This is a genomic window from Vibrio atlanticus (assembly GCF_024347315.1).
Lineage (GTDB): Bacteria > Pseudomonadota > Gammaproteobacteria > Enterobacterales > Vibrionaceae > Vibrio > Vibrio atlanticus.
In genome coordinates, this window is the sequence record NZ_AP025460.1 from 684,036 (window position 1) to 704,294 (window position 20,259).

17 protein-coding genes are annotated in these 20,259 nt (G+C 43.1%); 10 read left to right on the plus strand and 7 right to left on the minus strand.

Annotated features, from left to right (window positions below; genetic code table 11):
- Positions 1-20: 20 nt before the first annotated feature.
- The 4 genes from pstA to OCV30_RS03175 all read left to right on the plus strand — a co-directional run bounded on the left by pstA (position 21) and on the right by OCV30_RS03175 (position 4,371).
- Positions 21-1,730, plus strand: coding sequence for a phosphate ABC transporter permease PstA (gene pstA / locus OCV30_RS03160; protein WP_065678441.1), 1,710 nt, complete (start codon positions 21-23; stop codon positions 1,728-1,730).
- Entirely contained in the window at positions 1,731-2,549 is an 819-nt protein-coding gene (gene pstB, locus OCV30_RS03165) for a phosphate ABC transporter ATP-binding protein PstB (RefSeq protein WP_065678442.1), read from the plus strand. It begins immediately after the preceding gene.
- 74 nt (positions 2,550-2,623) lie between these two features.
- A complete protein-coding gene (gene phoU, locus OCV30_RS03170; RefSeq protein WP_009848270.1) occupies positions 2,624-3,322 on the plus strand; it encodes a phosphate signaling complex protein PhoU in 699 nt (232 codons plus the stop codon).
- Between the two features lie 353 nt (positions 3,323-3,675).
- On the plus strand, positions 3,676-4,371 hold the full coding sequence (locus OCV30_RS03175; RefSeq protein ID WP_065678443.1) for a VV20781 family protein: 696 nt from the start codon (positions 3,676-3,678) through the stop codon (positions 4,369-4,371).
- A 145-nt stretch (positions 4,372-4,516) separates the two neighbouring features.
- On the opposite strand, the gene OCV30_RS03180 is transcribed toward OCV30_RS03175, so the two are convergent.
- Positions 4,517-5,260 carry a copper homeostasis protein CutC gene (locus OCV30_RS03180; RefSeq protein ID WP_065678444.1) on the minus strand — a complete coding sequence of 248 codons (744 nt, stop codon included), beginning with the start codon at positions 5,258-5,260 and terminating at the stop codon, positions 4,517-4,519.
- A 317-nt stretch (positions 5,261-5,577) separates the two neighbouring features.
- Entirely contained in the window at positions 5,578-6,186 is a 609-nt protein-coding gene (locus OCV30_RS03185) for a peroxiredoxin C (protein WP_009848275.1), read from the minus strand.
- 209 nt (positions 6,187-6,395) lie between these two features.
- Between OCV30_RS03185 and OCV30_RS03190 the strand changes: the two genes are divergently transcribed.
- On the plus strand, positions 6,396-7,301 hold the full coding sequence (locus tag OCV30_RS03190) for a hydrogen peroxide-inducible genes activator (RefSeq protein ID WP_009848276.1): 906 nt from the start codon (positions 6,396-6,398) through the stop codon (positions 7,299-7,301).
- A gap of 127 nt (positions 7,302-7,428) precedes the next feature.
- Here OCV30_RS03190 and OCV30_RS03195 read toward each other — a convergent pair whose 3' ends face one another.
- The 4 genes from OCV30_RS03195 to OCV30_RS03210 form a co-directional block, all read right to left on the minus strand.
- Positions 7,429-9,369, minus strand: coding sequence for a HAMP domain-containing methyl-accepting chemotaxis protein (locus OCV30_RS03195; protein ID WP_065678445.1), 1,941 nt, complete (start codon positions 9,367-9,369; stop codon positions 7,429-7,431).
- Between the two features lie 309 nt (positions 9,370-9,678).
- Positions 9,679-10,605, minus strand: a complete 927-nt coding sequence (locus OCV30_RS03200; RefSeq protein ID WP_065678468.1) for an aminoimidazole riboside kinase — start codon at positions 10,603-10,605, stop codon at positions 9,679-9,681.
- 89 nt (positions 10,606-10,694) lie between these two features.
- Positions 10,695-12,065 carry a PTS transporter subunit EIIC gene (locus tag OCV30_RS03205; RefSeq protein WP_065678446.1) on the minus strand — a complete coding sequence of 457 codons (1,371 nt, stop codon included), beginning with the start codon at positions 12,063-12,065 and terminating at the stop codon, positions 10,695-10,697.
- Positions 12,066-12,081: 16 nt separating this feature from the next.
- A complete protein-coding gene (locus OCV30_RS03210) occupies positions 12,082-13,524 on the minus strand; it encodes a glycoside hydrolase family 32 protein (protein ID WP_065678447.1) in 1,443 nt (480 codons plus the stop codon).
- A gap of 198 nt (positions 13,525-13,722) precedes the next feature.
- Here OCV30_RS03210 and OCV30_RS03215 point away from each other — a divergent pair, with 198 nt between their 5' ends.
- Positions 13,723-14,736, plus strand: coding sequence for a LacI family DNA-binding transcriptional regulator (locus OCV30_RS03215; protein WP_065678448.1), 1,014 nt, complete (start codon positions 13,723-13,725; stop codon positions 14,734-14,736).
- A 43-nt stretch (positions 14,737-14,779) separates the two neighbouring features.
- On the opposite strand, the gene OCV30_RS03220 is transcribed toward OCV30_RS03215, so the two are convergent.
- On the minus strand, positions 14,780-15,220 hold the full coding sequence (locus tag OCV30_RS03220; protein WP_017098076.1) for a CBS domain-containing protein: 441 nt from the start codon (positions 15,218-15,220) through the stop codon (positions 14,780-14,782).
- A 335-nt stretch (positions 15,221-15,555) separates the two neighbouring features.
- On the opposite strand from OCV30_RS03220, the gene queA reads away from it, so the two are divergent.
- The 4 genes from queA to secD all read left to right on the plus strand — a co-directional run bounded on the left by queA (position 15,556) and on the right by secD (position 20,256).
- Complete coding sequence (gene queA, locus OCV30_RS03225; RefSeq protein WP_012603307.1) at positions 15,556-16,608, plus strand: tRNA preQ1(34) S-adenosylmethionine ribosyltransferase-isomerase QueA; 1,053 nt, start codon at positions 15,556-15,558, stop codon at positions 16,606-16,608.
- A 194-nt stretch (positions 16,609-16,802) separates the two neighbouring features.
- Entirely contained in the window at positions 16,803-17,939 is a 1,137-nt protein-coding gene (gene tgt, locus OCV30_RS03230; protein WP_065678449.1) for a tRNA guanosine(34) transglycosylase Tgt, read from the plus strand.
- Positions 17,940-18,049: 110 nt separating this feature from the next.
- Positions 18,050-18,379, plus strand: coding sequence for a preprotein translocase subunit YajC (gene yajC, locus OCV30_RS03235; RefSeq protein ID WP_009848281.1), 330 nt, complete (start codon positions 18,050-18,052; stop codon positions 18,377-18,379).
- Positions 18,380-18,399: 20 nt separating this feature from the next.
- Positions 18,400-20,256: a protein translocase subunit SecD gene (gene secD / locus OCV30_RS03240; protein WP_083994578.1), complete on the plus strand. Its 1,857-nt coding sequence runs from the start codon at positions 18,400-18,402 to the stop codon at positions 20,254-20,256.
- The last annotated feature ends 3 nt before the right edge of the window (positions 20,257-20,259 follow it).

Consider the following 20,259-nt stretch of genomic DNA (forward strand, 5'->3'; position numbering starts at 1 on the left):
TCAGAGCAAGGTCGTTCATGATGAATAAACTGAAGTCATTATTGTCTTGGATTAAATCAGGCTCTCCGTGGATCTGGCTTACGGGCGGGGCGGTGAGCATCAGTATGCTGTCGGTTCTTGGCCTAATGCTGCTGATCGGCTGGAAGGGCTTAACCTATTTTTGGCCTGCTCCTTTGTATCAATGGCAAGTGGATTCTAAAGACGCATCGTTAGTTGTCGGCCTCGATGAAACGGTATCAAAGCAAGATGTATTGATTGGTCAGTTATATGAACGAAAATACATCCCGATAGAGCAAGTCCCACAAGTACACGACCTCTTGTCGACTCAAAACCTGTCGACTGGGCTAATACAGCGCTTAAGTATCAAAGTTGCCAACAGGGAAATTTATCCAGCGGACTTTGTTTCCATTTTGGATGTCAATTTACGTGAACCAACAACGCCGCTTAATTGGGTTGTGATTGAACGAAGTCGAGGTGGTTATTTCTTTGGTAAACCTGTGGGTTTTAAAACCGCTTCTGGCACTTTTGACTCGAACATAGACCAAAAGCTCGAACAAGGCTTGGCGTTCGCTGATACGTTACGTAAAGAAACGTCACGTGTCGTGAACCAAGAAATTCGCAATATCAGCTGGCAATTGGAAAACCTGCGCTTAGAAAAGCGCAAGCTTGAACTCAATGAGTCAGTGAGCGATGAATACCTTACAACCTATACTCAAACTAAACTGGAATTAAACCGCCAGTTGGATGAAGCCGAAGTTAAGCTTGAGCACCTTAGAACGCAGCTTAATGTCGAAAGCTTGCTGGTTGAGGATATGACGGGCGAGTTGGTCGAGATCTCACTCAGCCACATTCTGGATTATTGGTACCCGAATAATATGTCTTACCTAGAAAAGGTTGGGCACTGGGGCAAACAAGTTTGGAAGTTCTTATCAGAGAATCCGCGAGACTCAAACTCTGAAGGCGGTGTATTTCCTGCCATTTTCGGCACGGTACTGTTAGTTATTCTTATGTCGATCGTCGTGATGCCTCTTGGCGTAGTCGCTGCGATATATCTTCATGAATACGCAAAAAACAACGCATTAACACGTTTGATTCGTATTGCCGTAATTAACTTAGCGGGTGTACCGTCGATTGTGTATGGTGTATTCGGCTTAGGATTCTTTGTGTATACCATCGGTGGCTCAATCGATTCTTTGTTTTACGCAGAACGGTTACCCGCTCCGACATTTGGCACACCGGGTCTACTTTGGTCAGCACTAACCTTAGCGGTCTTAACGCTTCCAGTCGTTATCGTAACTACTGAAGAGGGCTTAACGCGCATTCCTAGTGCAGTGAGGCACGGTTCATTAGCGCTTGGTGCGACTCAATTTGAGACGCTTTGGCGCATTGTTTTACCGATGGCAAGCCCAGCGATTATCACTGGTTTGATTTTGGCAATCGCGAGAGCTGCGGGGGAAGTTGCACCACTCATGCTGGTGGGTGTTGTGAAATTAGCATCCAGCTTGCCAGTCGATGGTCAGTTCCCTTATCTCCACTTAGACAGAAAGTTCATGCATTTAGGCTTTCATATCTATGATGTTGGTTTTCAAACCTCTAATATCGAAGCGGCACGACCTTTAGTGTATGCGACTTCATTTTTATTGGTTACGGTGATTGTTGGGTTGAATTTAACAGCCATCAATATCCGTAATAACTTGCGTGAAAAATACCGAACCTTAGGACAAGATTAGATGTTCTCGATTAATGAAACCTTGGGTTACCAAGCACCACTTGATGTTCACAACCTGAAGGATGAGCAAATTGCTATCTCGATTGAAGGGCTAAATCTTTATTATAAAGAGAGCCAAGCACTTGATGATATCTCGATGCAGATCCCGAAGGGGCAGGTGACGGCGTTTATCGGCCCTTCTGGCTGTGGTAAGTCGACTCTGCTGCGCTGCATTAATCGCATGAACGATCTTGTTGAAGGCTGTAAGGTTTCCGGGAAAGTGAAGCTTCATGGTAAGAATGTCTATCATCCCAAGGTAGATGTCGCGACCTTACGACGCCGTGTTGGTATGGTATTCCAGCGTCCAAACCCTTTTCCTAAATCTATCTATGAGAATGTGGTTTATGGATTGAGGCTGCAAGGCGTGAGCAACAGCCGAGATCTTGATGATGCAGTTGAGCGCTCTTTGCGTGCAGCCGCGCTATGGGATGAAGTGAAAGACCGATTGCATGAGAACGCTTTTGGTTTATCGGGTGGTCAACAGCAGCGTTTGGTTATCGCTCGTGCGGTTGCCATCGAACCTGAAGTGCTGTTATTGGATGAGCCAACATCGGCACTCGATCCGATTTCTACTCTGACGATTGAAGAGCTGATCAACGATCTAAAAACCCAATACACAGTGGTGATTGTTACCCACAACATGCAACAAGCCGCGCGCGTGAGTGACCATATTGCCTTTATTCATATGGGAAAATTGATCGAGTACTCAGATACTGACTCAATTTTTACGTCTCCATTGAAAAACCAGACGGAAGACTACATTACTGGTAGATATGGCTAACCTCTACAAAGGTGTCATCTAGAGCTAAGTCACTCTACAAAAATGGCTTTCTTCATTTCTTTCAAGGAGCAAGTATGCATTTCGGTCGCCACATTTCAGGGCAATTTAATGTCGAGTTAGAATCGATCCGTACTCATGTATTGACCATGGGCGGGTTAGTGGAGCAGCAACTCTCGTTTGCAATGCAGGCGCTCCATAAAGACGATGTTGAATTGGCCAAAAAAGTAATTCGTGACGACCATAAAGTGAATGCGATGGAAGTTTCAATCGATGAAGCATGTACTCGTATTATCGCGAAGCGTCAGCCGACTGCCAAAGATCTGCGTTTGATTATGGCGATCATCAAAACCATTACTGATCTAGAACGTATTGGCGATGTGGCTTCTAAAATCGCACAGGGTGCGATTGAGATCCCTTCAACGAAAGAGCAAAAGTTTCACGTCTCGTTAGAGCCATTGTGTCGTCAGGCTATTACTATGCTGCATCAAGTATTAGATGCGTTTGCTCGTATGGATGTAGACGCGGCGGCAGAAGTACATAAACTTGATGATAAGCTGGATGCGGAATATGAAGCTGTGATTCGTCAGTTGATGACGTACATGATGGAGGATCCTAAGAACATCCCCAATATCCTGCAAGTGATGTGGTCAGCTCGTGCGATTGAGCGAGTGGGAGATCGTTGCCAAAATATCTGTGAATACATTATTTACTTTGTGAAGGGTAAAGATGTACGCCACCTTGGTGATCAAAGCCTAGATGACGCACTGAAGTAGGTATTAACTTTAGAATCGAATAATTGCACCAAGGTTAAGGTTGATTGTTGTGTCGTAAGGCACGAAGGTCTTATTGTGATCAAAGATATTCATATCAACACGTAGCTAAAGCATTGCATTCCCCTCTCTTCCCTCAAGCAGCTTTCGCAATGCTCTTACGTAATCTTACAAAATGAATTCTTAGGCAATATGCTTGCCTAACCTTATGTTCTTTATTGTATTTATTAAGATGGAAAGCTCACAATAGTGGCAATTCTGGTATGTCTTATTTTTGGAACTGTATTCCAGTAAACCTTTGACTTATCCTATCGTTGAATTTATCACTTACACTCATTTACTAGGTAGATATCAGTATGAAGAAGTTTCTTTTGGTTGTGACTCCTCTTTTAACGTTAACTGCGTGCGGCAGTGTTGCCATCATGGACAAATCAGATGCGGTTAATCAGCAGCCAGAACTCATTGTTAAAACAGATGGTGATTTTTGGGGATTAGGGCAAGAAGGGACGTTTGATATTGCAGGTATGTACCAAGGTAAATACAGCCGAAACTCATCAGGTTCAACATGGTTTGAAACAGTTTCATTTAAAGAGGGTGAGCTGGCTGCTGAAATCACTAGAGTCGATAATGGTCAAGTGTGGAACTTAGTCTGTTCTGGTGGTGGGACTTCAGTTAACTACATGGGTGTTGATTTCGGTGGCAATAAGCCTTACCGCTGTTCGGTGTCTCAAAGTAATGAGAACATAGGAGAGTTCGTTTTAGAGCCTCAATCTGGGATGATCAGTGTCAGCTTAGAAAAGAAAGAAGCTGGCTATATCCGAGTTGGCGCGAATAAATATGACGTAGAAACTGTCCATTCAAGTAAAGACCTTTTAATGTCGGTGGAAAAGCCATTAGGGTATAGCTTTAAAGAAGCTTCTAAAGAAGTTGCTGCAGCTCAAACAAATGGAATGATAACGCTACAGACGTTACCTGAACTTAATGACGCTGAAAAAGACACATTAGTCATCGGTACTATTGCTAGCGCACTGAGCTGGCGCCCTGAAGAGTAATATTCAATCCATCACTTTTAGCTGAACTTATTTAGAGGAAACGGTGGGTGGTAACCCACCGTGGACTTTGAACCACCAATATACCTGAAATCTCGGTCCTTATTAGAGGTGTGACATCAGTGTCCAGTCAGCTATAGGAGCCTACCTATTTATCGAGGGCTGTTCTCAGTTCTTTAATCTTATGACTACTAGCTACTGGAATTAAGTAATCATTCAAATCATCGTGCCCCATTAAAGCTTGAGATGTTTGAGTCATGAGACTTGGTCTTGTCGATTTTGCTGATAGATGAAGAGCCTGAACCTTAGCATGCTTTAGAATCTCATAACCATTATTAGCTGTGACGCCTGCCCCTGCCATAATATCGATTCTGCCATCGGCTTGATTGACCATATCTACGAGCACATTGATGCCTTGCTCAGCATTAACAGCAAGCCCTGACGTCAGGACTCTTTCGCATCCAAGCTCAATAATCTGCTCTAGGGCCACTTTATAATCCTGAAGTTGGTCGATTGCACGGTGGAAGGTGATGCCTAGCTTATGTTGATGAGCTTTGTTCGCGAGAGTTTGCATTGCAGGCATATCAATTTCACCGTCAGGTGTGAGTACACCCAGAACGACGCCATTCAACCCTGCTCTCGCACAAGCTTCAATATCTTCCAGCATACAGAGTATATCGTCATAATCGAATATGAAGTCACCTTGTCTCGGTCGTATCATGGCATAAACTGGTACGGACGAAATTTTTGCCGCTTGCTTCATCATTCCGAAGCTTGGAGTTAACCCGCCAAGTGCTAATGAAGAGCAAAGCTCAATTCGATTCGCGCCACCAGATAGTGCGTTATATAGAGATTCTAAGTTATCGATACAGACTTCAATTTCGGTGTTCATCGCATTTATCCGTTCAAAAAGATACGGACGAAATCATAACAACCTAGATACGGATATGAATAGGTGGTAGCAGAGGAAAATAGGGGTAAAGTTTGTTCTTGTAACTGCCTCTATTAAATGTTTCAGAGGCGTTTTAGGTAGAGAATTGTCGTCGGAGAGAGATGAAAAAAGCCCGAAGCGTTAACTTCGGGCTTTTAATAGGACTTTACTTCTTAACTGATTGGCGGTGCGCTTTGCGCTATTAGCTTATGCTTTATTTCTCTTTATAGAGAGTCTTCCAACCATTAACCCGCGTTGAGTTCGGGCTTAAGAGGTAATTACTTGCTTAGGTCGTCAGCGTGCTCAGATAGGAATGCAGCAACACCTTGTGGAGATGCGTCCATACCTGATTTACCTTCTTCCCATTGTGCAGGACATACTTCACCGTTCTTCTCGTGGAAGTTTAGTGCGTCTACCATGCGTAGCATTTCGTCGATGTTACGACCTAGTGGAAGATCGTTAACTACTTGGTGACGTACAAGGCCGTCTGCGTCGATTAGGAAAGAACCACGGAAAGCAACGCCTGCTTCTGGGTGCTCAACATCGTATGCTTTGCAGATTTCGTGCTTAACGTCAGCAATTAGAGGGTATTTAACTTGACCGATACCGCCGTCAGCGATAGCAGTGTTACGCCATGCGTTGTGAGAGAATTGAGAATCGATAGAAACACCGATTACTTCAACGCCTTTAGCTTGGAAATCTTCTAGACGGTTGTCGAAAGCGATTAGCTCTGAAGGACAAACGAAAGTGAAGTCTAGTGGGTAGAAGAAAACTACCGCTTTCTTACCTTTAGTGAATTCTGCGAAGTTGAAGTTATCAACGATCTCACCGTTACCTAGAACAGCTGCTGCAGTAAAGTCAGGGGCTTGACGACCTACTAGTACCATTTGGAATCTCCTAAAAAATTAGTTGGCCCAACACATCTTTGTTTGGGCTCCGTTTCTACGGGACAAACTATAGTACAATCGGTACTATAGAAAAAAGCGAATTAAATAGATTAAGTTAATCGAAAAAAGCGATAAGCTTATTCTTTGTCCGTTCCTTAGGTCAAATGACCTTCACTTAAGTTATCCAACTCATATTACAAAGTAATTTCATGAATAAATGGCCAAGTCTTAAGCAACTTCACTATCTTGTTACTCTTCACGAAACTCGCCACTTTAGCGACGCTGCGGATCGCTGCTTCGTGAGTCAATCGACACTAAGTAAAGGCATTCAAAATCTGGAAGAACTCATTGGTTGCCCGCTTTATGAGAAGAAAGATAAAAAGAGCCCATTGGTTTTCACTCAAGCGGGTGAGCTGGTGGTTAAGCACGGTCGAGAGTTATTGGCGAAAGGGCAAGACTTGGTTGAGCTCGGAAATCTATGTAATGGAGACGCGATGCAAGGGCAGTTGCGAGTAGGGTGTATTCCTACTATTGCTCCATTCCTATTGTGCGATTTGGTACAAGAAGCGAACCAACGTTTTCCACAGTTGAACTTGTTGTTACGGGAAGACACGACCACTAACCTATTGGCTGCGTTGCGTCATGGTGAGTTGGATGTACTGATTCTGGCTTTGCCTGTCGATATCGACAACATGGAGAGCAAAGTTGTTGGGCAAGACCCTTTCAGAATGGTAATCAGCCGCAATCAAGCCGATGGTATTCGTGTTCCGATTAAATATGATGACCTGCCAGACGAATCAGTATTCTTGTTGGAGAACGAGCACTGCTTAACCGAGCACGCGGTATCAGCTTGTAAGCTAACCGACAAAGAGAAGATAAACCCGTTCACCGCCACAAGCCTACATACGTTGGTACAAATGGTGGCAAATGGCTTAGGTACTACCTTTATTCCTCAGATGGCTATCGACCATGGTTTGTTGCAAAATCAGAATTTAGTGGTGATCGACCCGCCAGGCCAACAGGCATACCGAGACATAGGCCTTGTATGGCGACCAAGTTCGTCACGTCTTGAAACCTTTCATCAGTTAGCTGATGTGGTCTCAGAATTACTTTAAAAAACTAGAAAATAAAATTCAAAAGAAAAAGAGCAGCTATTTTGCTGCTCTTTTTGTTTGTTCATTTGAAAAGAAAAACGCCACAAATAGTGGCGTTAGAAGCTTATTTATCTATTTTACTATAACGTTAGATTTTGAAAAAACTCAGCAAGTCTTTTTGCTTAACAGCTAATGAAGAGAGTTCTTCACTTGCCTGTTTGCTCTGCTCAATTCCTGAAACATTTTGATGAACAATATCAAAGGTCAGAGAAACATTTTGTGAAATATCTTGTGTTACGCCTGATTGTTCTTCAGACGCTGTGGCTACTTGTGTGTTCATATCAGATATTAGTTGTACAGAGTCAGTGATAGAAGCGAATGCAGCACGAAGCTGTTCGCTATACTGTCTAGATTCTTCTGCTAACGAAAGGTTGGATTGCATAAATTGGTTCGCATCTTTCGCTTGAGCCTGAAGGCGAGATATTATTTCTTGAATATCGACCGTTGATTGTTGTGTTTTAGCGGCAAGAGAACGAACTTCATCTGCAACTACCGCAAAGCCTCGGCCTTGCTCTCCCGCTCGAGCGGCTTCAATGGCTGCATTTAACGCAAGTAAGTTAGTTTGCTCAGAAATTGAATTGATCACTTCAATCACACTACCGATCTCTACCGAGTACTCTTGCAATTGATTAACGATGTTTGATGTTTCTTCGATCGAGTCTTCAACTTTTCGTGATATATCATCTGATGCATCGAGTGAAACACTGCCATCTTTGACATTTGTCGTTGCCCCAGTTGCAGCGCTCTCTGCGCTAGCTGCATTCTGGCTAACCTCACTCGCGGTACTAGAAAGTTCATTGATAGCAGTTGCGATTTGCTCCATTTGACTCAGTTCTTGCTGAGCATTTCCTTCTGTTTGGCTCATCACTGCGGTTAGCTCAACGGAGGCTGCTGAAACATTATCTGAAATTTGGTGGAAACCATCGATGATTCGACGTAGTTCCTGGCGCATTTCTAAAATGTTTGCGTATATACCGGTTTCTTTACCCGTAATTGGAATCTGCTTTGAAAGATCACCAGCGGCGACTTCGGCAACAATTGCTTGGATGTCACTTGGCTCTCCTCCAACGACTTTCCATACACTGCGGTAAATCGAAACGGCAATGCTAAGAGAAGCGGCGACAACGAGAATTGAAAGAACGCCAAGCACAAATTGCGCGTTAGAGAATCGCTCGACCATATTAGGCCCGACAGAGTCTTGCTCTGACTTTGTTGATAGCTTTATCTCTTCAATTGTTTTTGCTGCATTAACACCAGCAAGATCAAGAGTCCCTGAAATGATGCCATTTCGCGTGTTTATAGTGTCAACGATCTTTGAAAATGTGTTGCGGTAAATTTTGAAGGCACTAGTGAAATCGTTTAAGTAGTTGATTTGTTCCATCGACATGAGTTGAGATTCGATTGTTTCTGCGAGTATTACTACAGAGTCAAACTCCTTTTCAGCACGCTGAGCATCTTCTGTTTTATTGCTCGTCAGAAATTTAGAAGCGTACAATCTTGATAGCAATACATGCTGCTGAAGCTGTCCTGAACTGACAGCAACTTCTAAATCTTCTTCAGCTGAAGCCTGGGTCATTAGGTTAGTCACTGCCTCACGCATATTGACCCCTGATGGGTCTAAGGCCTCTTGAACTAGGTTGTTTCGAGTATTAACAAGTTGAACAACCTTGTTAAAGCCTTGGCTATATTGATCAAGCTGTTTTTTGATTGTTAGGAATTCATTCTTGTGTAGATCGTCAAGATGAGAACTTAAAATGTCATCGATCAATTGATTTGATGCGGCGATACGCCTATTCAATTCAGAAGCATGTGATGGAGTAGGGTTCTTAATATATTTAAGTGCAGATAAACGAGCCTCCAGTATGTTGGCTTGGATTCGACCTGTCGAGACACTGGTTACAGCAAGAGAACGGTAAGTATTGAACCCATTACTTGATTGATAAAAGCGTAATGAAGCAACGATTGAAATGACCAAGATCAGCGCGAGAATCACGCCAAAACCTAAGGACAGCAATTTCTTTAAACTCATAAATATCATTCCTAGTAAGGCAGCTTGTTTTTATTCTTAACAAATTCTTACATGATTCTAACGATAAATATATCAATAAATAGTATGTATCCACTATATTTTTATGTCTAAGAATGATGGGTAAATAGGTTGTTGATATTATTGAATTTTACTTATTATTCGTCTGGTTTCACATCGACTGAGAGTTATTGCTTAGGTCGCTTCCGTATTATTAATGCATCTTTAATTTTTATTATAAAGTCCTGGAGTGGGATAGTTCGGTTTGGTATAGCCTAATATTTTGATTATTAGGCTATTTATATTGTTGGGTTAAAGCTTATTTAGGGATGTGAGTAGCTTTCTTTTCTCTGGTAAAGCGGTCATTGCGCCTTTCTGTGTTGTTGCTAATGCCCCGCAGCCATTGCCCCACATTACTGCTTGTCGAATGATTTCAGGTTGATGCCATTCCTCGTATTGTGAGAGATAGGCGAGTAGACCTGCGACAAAGGCATCTCCCGCACCAGTAGTATCAATAGCTTGAACTTTTTGACTAGCAATGTGCTCTCGTTGTCCATCTACTATCATCAACGAACCCGTAGCACCTAAGGTGACCAAAGTGACTGGGGTTTTCAATTGGTCTAGTGCTGTTAGTCCTGATTCTAAAGTGTTGCTTTCTGTAAGAAAAAGCAGTTCTTCTTCTGAAAACTTAACCACATCTGCTAAGGCGATGGCTTGCATAACGATTGGACGAATCTCTTCAGGGGTTCGCCAAACCTCTTCTCTTAGGTTGGGGTCAAAGCTAACAAATCCTCCTTTTGATTTGATTGCTTTAAGCGCTTTCAGCGTAGTACTTCTGCTTGGCTCATTTGCTAATGCGATTGAACAGCAGTGTAGCCACTCACCTTGATTAAAAGTGGGGATATCATCTTCTGTAATGAACTGATCTGCACTGGGTTTTACCATGAAGGTAAAAGTTCGTTCGCCATCTTGGTCAAGATCGACCAGCACGGTTGATGTTTTGTGTTTTTCATCAAGTTTGAGTTGGGAAGTATCAACCCCTTGCTCTTGGAGAACCTCTGACATAAAACGACCAAGTGGATCATTACCAACTCGGCCAAAAAAACTAGCTTGGCCTGATAAACGAGCAATACCAACCGCAACGTTTGCGGGGGCACCGCCTGGACATTTTAAGTAGGTAGAGTCGCTCTCAGGAATTAAATCCACCACAGCATCGCCAGTTAACCATACCTTATTCATCATTATTTCCTCATATAGAAGCCCACCTGAGCATAAGTAGGTGGGAAATGGGTGACTTGCCTAGGGGGAAGCAAATCACCCAAAGTTGATTAAGCGTTTTTAACTGGGTTATAGATGCGAGTCAGCATAAATGCTGTGGCAAATGCACTAGCAATAACGGTTAGGTAACCAATGACTGCCGAAAGTGATTGCGAATAAAGAAGAATACCTGGAATAAAGGTAATGCCCATACCGGTTGCACTGATGTTGAGTAAGTAAGTAACAAGACCACCTACAGCACCGCCTACCATGCCAAAGACAAAGACTTTTCCATATTGTAAGTTCACACCGAACAGAAGTGGCTCTGTAATACCAAATAATGTGGAGATCGAAGCACTGTAGGCATTACCTTTTTTCAGTTTATCTTTCAGTAGAGTCGCGACGGCTATCGCAGCGCCAAATTGACCTGCCATTGAAGCAGTACCAAGAGGTTGCAGTGGGTTAACACCAGTTTCATTTAATAAGCCAATCTCAATGACACCAAGAGCATGGTGTAGACCGGTGATCACGATCATTTGCTGAACGGCGCCATAAAGGATGTAACCAATACCAAGAGGTAGGTCGAGCGCCATACGTACTAGAGAAGTACAGCCGTGTTCAATGCTTTGTAGAATCGGACCAAAGCCAAACAAGATGACAAATACGGCAATCGTAATGGTTAAAAATGGAGTGAAGACTAGGTCCATACTTGCTGGAATGAAGCGGCGTAGATTACGCTCCAAGTAAGAGACAAACCAACCTGCGAATATTGCTGGGAGTACAGTGCCTTGGTAGCCTACTAATGGGAAGTTGATTCCCAATAAGTTGACCATCATCGGCTCGGCACCGCCAGAGGCTACCACCCAAGCATTAGGTAATTGTGGGGCGACCATCATCAAACCAACAACGATGGCAATAATAGCATTGCCACCGAATTTCTTTGCCGCAGAATAAGCGATTAAAACGGGTAAGAAGGCAAAGGCTGTGTCGGTTAGCATACTAAATAGGGCAAGCGTTTCTGGTGAGAAACTCATGCCAGAATGCAGCATCATGCCACGCAAACCCATCAGCAAGCCGGTGGTCACTAGAGCTGGGATCAGTGGGATCAAAATATCGGCGAGAATGCGAACCACTTTTTGACTTATGGTCATATCTGCGAAGGCATCTTGTTTAAAATCTGAGTTATCAAGCTCTCCGCCTAATGCGTGCTTTAATGAGTCATAAACGTGAGAGACTGTACCAGTGCCAATAATAAATTGGTGTTGACCTGATTGATAAAAGTAGCCGCTGATCTGTTTAATTTCTTTTGCTTTTTCAGAATCAACTTTTTCGTTGTCTTTTAGGATGAGGCGCAAGCGGGTGGCGCAGTGTTCTGCGTTGCGGATGTTCTCTATGCCCCCGATACTCTCGAGTATCTCATTTACGGTAGCGTCATAATTCATTTTGTTCACCATTTTATTATATTGTAAGGTAGTTAAGTTTGATATCTATATCGGTATCTTCTTTTTGTAATATATTTAGTCTGTGTTCTTCATTTTCAGGGAAAAACAAACAAGTAAATACATCTCGTCCATTGTTGAGGTATATCTCAATGATGCTTTGGTCACATATAAATTTGATATCCGTTATGTCATAATTTGTTCTGTGATGTCTGACGCTTCCAAATTCCCAATCTTCTGGATGGTGGTTATATTGGCTTCGATCTAAGTGAATATCTCTGTCTTTAATAGAGAATAACAATTTCTTATTTTTAGTTTCGATGGATATTTTTATATTTCCATTGAACTCATTTACATCGAGTGAAAATGAAAGTTGCTCTAACTCAATGGGTATATTGGTTTTATTTATTTCCAATGGACGCTTATTAAAAGAGTCAGATTGCAAAATCTTCGGTTGTTGGTATAAGCGACGATTAAGAATTGATAGTGTTCTCGGCAATGTTAAACAGTTAACCCAGCCAAATTGGCGACTTGGTAGTTCTTCATCGGTCCCTGCCCATGCAATAAGAGTTTGCTCATCTGGGGTGTTCGCCATAGTTTGTGGGGCATAAAAATCAAACCCACGGTCCAATTCATCCCAGTGTTCAACTTCAAATGTCAGTTTTTCGAAGTTGATGCTGCCTAAACAATAGATAACGTTGAATCGGTTATGGAATCGACTTCCGTTTGCCTTGCTACCTTGCGGTGAAAAAATTAAAACGTCATGGCCGTCAACGTTTAATAGATCAGGACATTCGAACATGTAACCGGTTAAGAATTCCCCTGAGAACTGAAGATCTAATTCTCCTTTGAATTCCCAACTGAGCAAATCATCCGATTGATATATGATGATTGCCCCTGATAGATCGGCTTCTCGCTGCGCACCGAGCAACATGTAATAGTGCTCATTGTGTTTAACGATTTTGGGATCTCGTACATGCCCGGTATACCCTTTGGGAACCGACTTAATCACTGGATTCAGACTATACTTGGTGACGGCATTAGTGTTATCGAGTAATGCTAAACATTGGTTTGCATCTCGAGATGAGCCTTTTTTAATGTTTCCTGTATAAAATAAATAAGCGTTATTGTTTTCTACAAAAGCACTGCCGGAATATGCTCCGTGAGATTCGTAATTTTCTTTTGGTGTTATTTTAGAACCATGCCTCTTCCAATTTAATAGGTCATTAGAGGTTAAATGCATCCAATGCTTCATTCCATGATAGGTATCGAATGGAAACCATTGGTAAAATAAATGGTATTGATTATTGAAAAAACAAAAACCATTTGGATCATTTAATAAACCATGGGGAGGCGTAATATGAAATAAAGGTCTCATTTCTGATGATCTTTCTATTTCAGTAAACTTAGTTATTTCACTAGCCGTTGCTAAATTGATTGTTTTGTATTTTTGTTCTTGCACGATGGCTTACCTAATCATGTTGCTTGGTTTAAATCATAGGTAGGGTGACGATTTGATAAAATAGTGAGGACGAATTCTCCTGCAGTTCTGAGTGAATGTTGGCTAAATCTGTAGTCGTTTGTGATGTAACACCAAGTCTTGTTACATGTTTTTGGTTAATGTATTGGGTTGGTAGATTGTTAAAGAGAATGAGTGAACATGACTATTAGGGATGTTGCTAAACGTGCGGGTGTATCAATCGCGACAGTATCAAGGGTGCTAAATGGTAGTGATCGTGTTTCAGAGCAAGCAAAGCTGTCTGTGATTAGTGCGATGGAAGCTCTGAACTATCAGAAACCGCCTGCGAAGCGTAAAAAGCCAACTAAGCTGTTTGCTGTCATTGTGCGAAATATGTCGAATCCTTTCTTTACTCAGTTAGTGGATGTTCTTGAGGAAGAGGCCTACAAGCATGGCCGAAGTATACTGTTGTTTAATAGCCGGAATAATTTACAGTTAGAGAAGACGTTTCTTTCGGAGTGCATCAACCATAAGGTTGATGGTGTTTTTCTAATCCCTCGCTCGTTGAAAAAAGAACATCTAGAGCCATTAGGTGAGCTACCGTTTCCTGTCGTATTGTTGACAGCGACAGACCCTACTGTTGCGAGTATAGGAACTCATCACCAGCACGGGGGTGAGCAAGTTGCCTGTTATTTTGCTAGGCGAGGGTATCGTCGTATTGGCTTTATTGGAGCCAGTGATATTCAATCGGATCGTTTTATTGGTTTTCAAACAGAACTAAAGTCTCGCGATATCCTGTTGGATAAAAAACATGTGTTAGCTCCCTATACTACGGAGTCGTTGACAGAATATATCCAACACTTGATCGTCGATAATTTTTCGCCACTGGAAGCTGTATTTTGTTCCGATGATATATCGGCTAGTCATCTATTTAATGGGTTAAAATCAGTAGACAGTCAACTGCTTGAAAGGGTTGATATTGTAGGGTTTGATGACACATTTATTGCCCAGTCATTGGGCTTTTCAAGTGTTAAGCAACCAATACATCAAATTGCGCTGTTAGGTTTTGATATGATGATGGAGTTGATTCAAATCGGAGAGTCGTTTCCAAAAGCTATGTTGCTAGAACCGACAGTCGTTATCCGACATACACCTAAAGTTCCGTCTATTTCACGTAGCCCTGAAATTCTTCGTAATAACGTACAGCAACGCTAAGGATTCGCTCTCTTTCCTTAGCGTGTCTATTGGTGAAGAGTGGTTAATTTACCTCTTCCGGTTCCGCTTCTTCTTGTAGCTCTAGCAGGTTAATGGCTATCGTAACGAAATCGCTGTCTGTAATGATGCCCACGAGTTCGTGGTTCTCTACGACAGGTAAACAGCCCACTTTGTGTTTCTGCATATAAACAGCAGACTCTTTTAGTCCTGCGCGCGGCTCTACAGACATAACACTCTTGTGCATGATGTCATTGAGTGGTGTTGCAAGAGTATAGGATTGAGCTTGTGGGATGTTTTGTAGGCTAGATTCTTGAGCGGCAAGAACGTCTCGCTGTGTGACGACGCCAAGTAGTTGTCTGTCGGCATCAACAACCGGAATATGGCGGATATCAAGCGCTTCCATCATGTGCTTTGCATCGGCCAGTGAGTGTGAGCGCAATAGGGTATGAGGGTTGCGAGTCATCATATCTTCAACCTTGATCATACGGACCTCCTTCTTTTTTATTTGTTGCTATTACTATAGTTTTTTATCCAAAAAATAACTGAGATCTAACGCATTTTTGGGTGAGTTTCATGCAACTAATTTTGTTTTTTTTATGAGGGGGAATGGTCGTATTATTTTACGACTCTTTACAATAATCCAATGCTGTAAACCTTGCTATTGCGGCTCGTGTGCCTATACTAGCCCACTGCGAAATTTTTAGTCATGTTTACGATGTGTTTCTGGTAACGATTTACTTACCGAAACGATTGTTCGGCAACTTCGACTTATTATTCGTCAACGGCACAAATATCATCAACTAAGACAAGACTCGACACATGCAAGTTTCAGATTTTCACTTTGACCTACCAGATGAACTCATTGCTCGCTACCCTCAAGAGGAGCGCACAGCAAGCCGCCTACTTAAATTAGATGGCAACAATGGCAACCTAGCTGATGGTTCGTTTAAGGACGTTTTAGACTTGGTTGAGCCAGGCGATCTTGTTGTTTTTAATAACACTCGCGTGATTCCTGCTCGTGTATTCGGTCGCAAGGCATCAGGCGGTAAGCTTGAAGTCTTGGTTGAACGTATGCTTGATGAGAAAAGCATTCTTGCGCATGTTCGTTGTTCTAAATCACCGAAACCGGGTACCAAATTGTTCCTTGGTGAGAACGATGAGTATGAAGCTGAAATGGTGGCACGTCACGATGCGCTATTTGAAATCCATTTCACATCCGATCAAAGCGTTTTAGAGATTCTTAACAGTGTTGGTCACATGCCACTGCCTCCTTACATCGATCGTCCAGATGAAGATGCCGATAAAGAGCGCTACCAAACTGTCTATAATGAAAAGCCGGGTGCGGTTGCTGCGCCAACAGCAGGCCTTCACTTTGATGATAAGCTAATGGCTGACATGAAAGAAAAAGGTGTTGAGTTTGCTTACGTGACACTTCACGTTGGTGCTGGTACGTTCCAGCCAGTAAAAGTCGATAATATCAATGACCACCACATGCATGCTGAGTACGTTGAAGTACCGCAAGAAGTGGTGGATGCCGTAGCTGCTGCAAAAGCACGTGGCGGACGCATCATTGCCGTTGGTACAACCTCTGTGCGTTCACTAGAAAGTGCGGCTCAAGATGCAGTGAAAAATGGCACTGAGTTAGTTCCTTTCTTTGGTGACACAGAAATCTTCATCTTCCCTGGTTATGAATATCAGCTGGTGGATTGCTTGATTACCAACTTCCACTTACCAGAATCAACGCTGATTATGTTGGTGAGTGCATTTGCTGGTTATGACAATGTGATGGGCGCATACGATCACGCAGTGAAGAGCGAATACCGTTTCTTCAGCTACGGTGATGCGATGTTCATCAATAAGAAAACGAGCTAATTTTAGCTGGTTGTAAACGATATAAGCAGAATTTACGGGTGCTAGCAGTAGGCTAGGAGTCGGGCAGGGTGTCTGTCTAATCTCTCGCAAGGAATACGCGACCGCTCCTCATAGAACCCACTAGACTGAACTTTTGTTCGGCCTAAGGTTCTGAATTAACAGTCAGATTGTTTCTCTGGCATATTGGAGGCTTCGTGAAATTAAAATACGAACTTAAAAAAACTAATAGCGGCGCACGTCGTGGTCAACTTCAGTTTGAACGCGGTACCGTTGAAACCCCAGCATTCATGCCTGTAGGTACTTACGGTACGGTTAAAGGCATGACACCTGAAGAAGTAAAAGACACAGGTGCTGAAATCCTATTAGGTAATACATTCCACCTATGGCTACGTCCTGGTCAAGAAATCATGAAACTGCACGGTGATTTGCACGATTTCATGAACTGGAAAGGTCCTATCTTGACTGATTCAGGTGGCTTCCAAGTATTCAGCCTAGGAGCAACGCGTAAAATCACTGAAGAAGGTGTTCATTTCCGTAACCCTGTAAACGGTGACAAGATTTTCATGGACGCTGAGAAGTCGATGGAAATCCAAAAGGATCTAGGCTCAGACATCGTAATGATCTTTGACGAATGTACGCCTTATCCAGCAACGCACAAAGAAGCTAAAGACTCAATGGAGATGTCTCTTCGTTGGGCTCAGCGTTCACGCAATCACTTTGACAAGCAAGAAAACCCGAACTCTCTATTCGGTATCGTTCAAGGTGGTGTATACGAAGATCTTCGTGATGTATCCGTTAAAGGCCTAACAGAAATTGGTTTTGATGGTTACGCTGTTGGCGGCCTAGCAGTAGGCGAACCAAAAGAAGACATGCACCGTATTCTTGAGCACACATGTCCTCAACTGCCTGAAGACAAGCCACGTTACCTGATGGGCGTAGGCAAACCTGAAGACTTAGTTGAAGGTGTTCGCCGTGGTATCGACATGTTTGACTGTGTTATGCCAACGCGAAATGCACGTAACGGCCACTTGTTTGTGACTGAAGGTGTGATCAAGATCCGTAATGCGAAGCATAAAACCGATACAACACCACTAGATTCAGAGTGTGACTGTTACACTTGTAAGAACTACAGTAAGTCGTACTTACACCATTTGGATCGTTGTAACGAAATCCTAGGTGCTCGACTGAACACGATTCACAACCTGCGTTTCTATCAACGAGTAATGTCAGACATTCGTCAGTCTATCGATGAAGATCGCTTTGAAGAGTTCGTTGCAGAGTTCTACGCAAGAATGGGGCGTGAAGTGCCACCACTAGGTAAAGAATCTTAGTATTTCTTTTTTGCGAGCCCTATCTCTCTTCCGAGGGATGGGGCTTGAAAATAAAGGGATGCGACCCAATTAGACAAACAATTACGAAAATATAATAGAGGATGTTTTAAATGTTTATTTCTCAAGCTCACGCAGCAGCAGAAGGTGCACCAGCAGGCGGCGGTTTCGAAATGCTTATCATGCTAGGTATGTTCGCTGTGATCTTCTACTTCATGATCTACCGTCCACAAGCTAAGCGTGTTAAAGAGCACAAGAGCCTTATGTCTTCTATGGGCAAAGGCGATGAAGTTCTTACAAGCGGCGGCCTAATCGGCAAGATCACTAAGATTGCTGAAGACAGCGACTACGTTGCTATCGAACTGAACGCAAACAACGAAGTTGTTATCAAGAAGGACTTCGTTACAGCAGTGCTACCAAAAGGTACTCTGAAATCACTATAAACAGCTAGAGGATCCTCGCTGTGCTAAACCGTTATCCGTTATGGAAGTATTTGATGGTGATGTTTGCCATCGCTATCGCTGCGTTGTACGCACTTCCAAATATATACGGTGAAGATCCGGCAGTTCAAGTTACAGGGGCGCGTGGCGCCTCTGTAGATCTGTCTACGCTGGATGCTGTCACCAATGTTCTTGAAGCAGAAAACCTTTCTACTAAATCCGTTGCTCTCGAAAACGGTTCCATTCTTGTTCGATTTAACGATACAGATACGCAAATCAGTGCCCGTGATATCATCACAGAAGCACTAGGTGATGACGTTATCGTAGCTTTAAACCTAGCGGCTTCAACTCCTGATTGGCTTGAATCTATTGGTGCTGCACCAATGAAACTGGGTCTTGATCTACGTGGTGGTGTTCACTTCTTAATGGAAGTGGATATGGACGCTGCGATGCAAAAACTGGTTGGCCAACAAGAAGAAGCGTTCCGCAGTGAACTTCGTGAAGAGAAAATCCGCTACCGTGCTATTCGCCCATCGGGTAAAGATGCGGTTGAAGTGATTCTGCGTAACGAAGAGCAGCTTGCTGAAGCGAAATCGCTTCTGCAATCTAAGCACCAAGATATGACGTTCGTAGATTCAGAATCTAACGGTCGTTTCTCTTTGATTGCTAGCTTCACTGAAACTCGTCTTCAAGAAATCCGCAATTATGCGGTAGAGCAAAACATTACTATTCTACGTAACCGTGTTAACGAACTTGGTGTTGCTGAACCTTTGGTTCAACGTCAAGGTGCTAGCCGTATCGTAGTGGAATTGCCAGGTGTTCAAGACACGGCTCGTGCTAAAGAAATTTTAGGCGCAACCGCGACTCTTGAATTCCGTGAAGTGGACAGCAGTGCCGATTTGGCCGCTGCAGCTTCTGGCCGTGCTCCTGCTGGTAGTGAAATTAAGCAAGACCGTGATGGTCGTCCTGTAGTACTTAAGAAACGCGTTATCTTAGGCGGTTCTAGCATTACAGATGCAAGCTCAAGTGTTGATGAATATGGTCGCCCACAAGTTAACATCTCGCTAGACAGCGAAGGTGGTAGCAAGATGTCTACATTCTCTCGTCAAAATATCGGTAAGCTAATGGCAACCGTATTTGCAGAGTATAAAGACAGCGGTCGTAAAACACCTGAAGGCCGAGTGATCCTAAGTAAGCACGAAGAAGTGATTAACCAAGCGACGATTCAATCTGCGCTTGGTCGTAACTTCCGTATTACAGGTATCGACTCAACGGCTGAAGCTCATAACTTGGCACTTCTACTACGTGCAGGTGCATTGATTGCGCCTATCTCGATTGTAGAAGAACGTACGATTGGTCCATCTATGGGTCAACAAAACATCGATATGGGTATCATGGCGATGGTTTGGGGTATGGCTGCAGTAATGCTGTTTACACTGCTTTACTACCGTACTTTCGGTTTGATTGCGAACGTCGCTCTGATGGCTAACTTAGTGTTGATTATTGGTGTGATGTCGATGATCCCGGGCGCGACAATGACGCTACCAGGTATTGCCGGTATCGTATTGACGGTCGGTATGGCAGTCGATGCCAACGTTCTTATCTTTGAGCGTATACGTGAAGAACTTCGAGATGGACGCAGTCCACAACAAGCGATTCACCAAGGTTATGCAAACGCATTTAGTACAATCGCCGATGCCAACATCACCACACTATTAACAGCAATCATTCTATTTGCTGTCGGTACAGGTGCGATTAAAGGCTTCGCGGTAACGTTATCAATTGGTATCTTGACTTCAATGTTTACAGCTATTATCGGAACACGTTGTATCGTGAACCTGATGTATGGCGGCAAACGCGTTAAGAAACTGTCGATCTAAGGC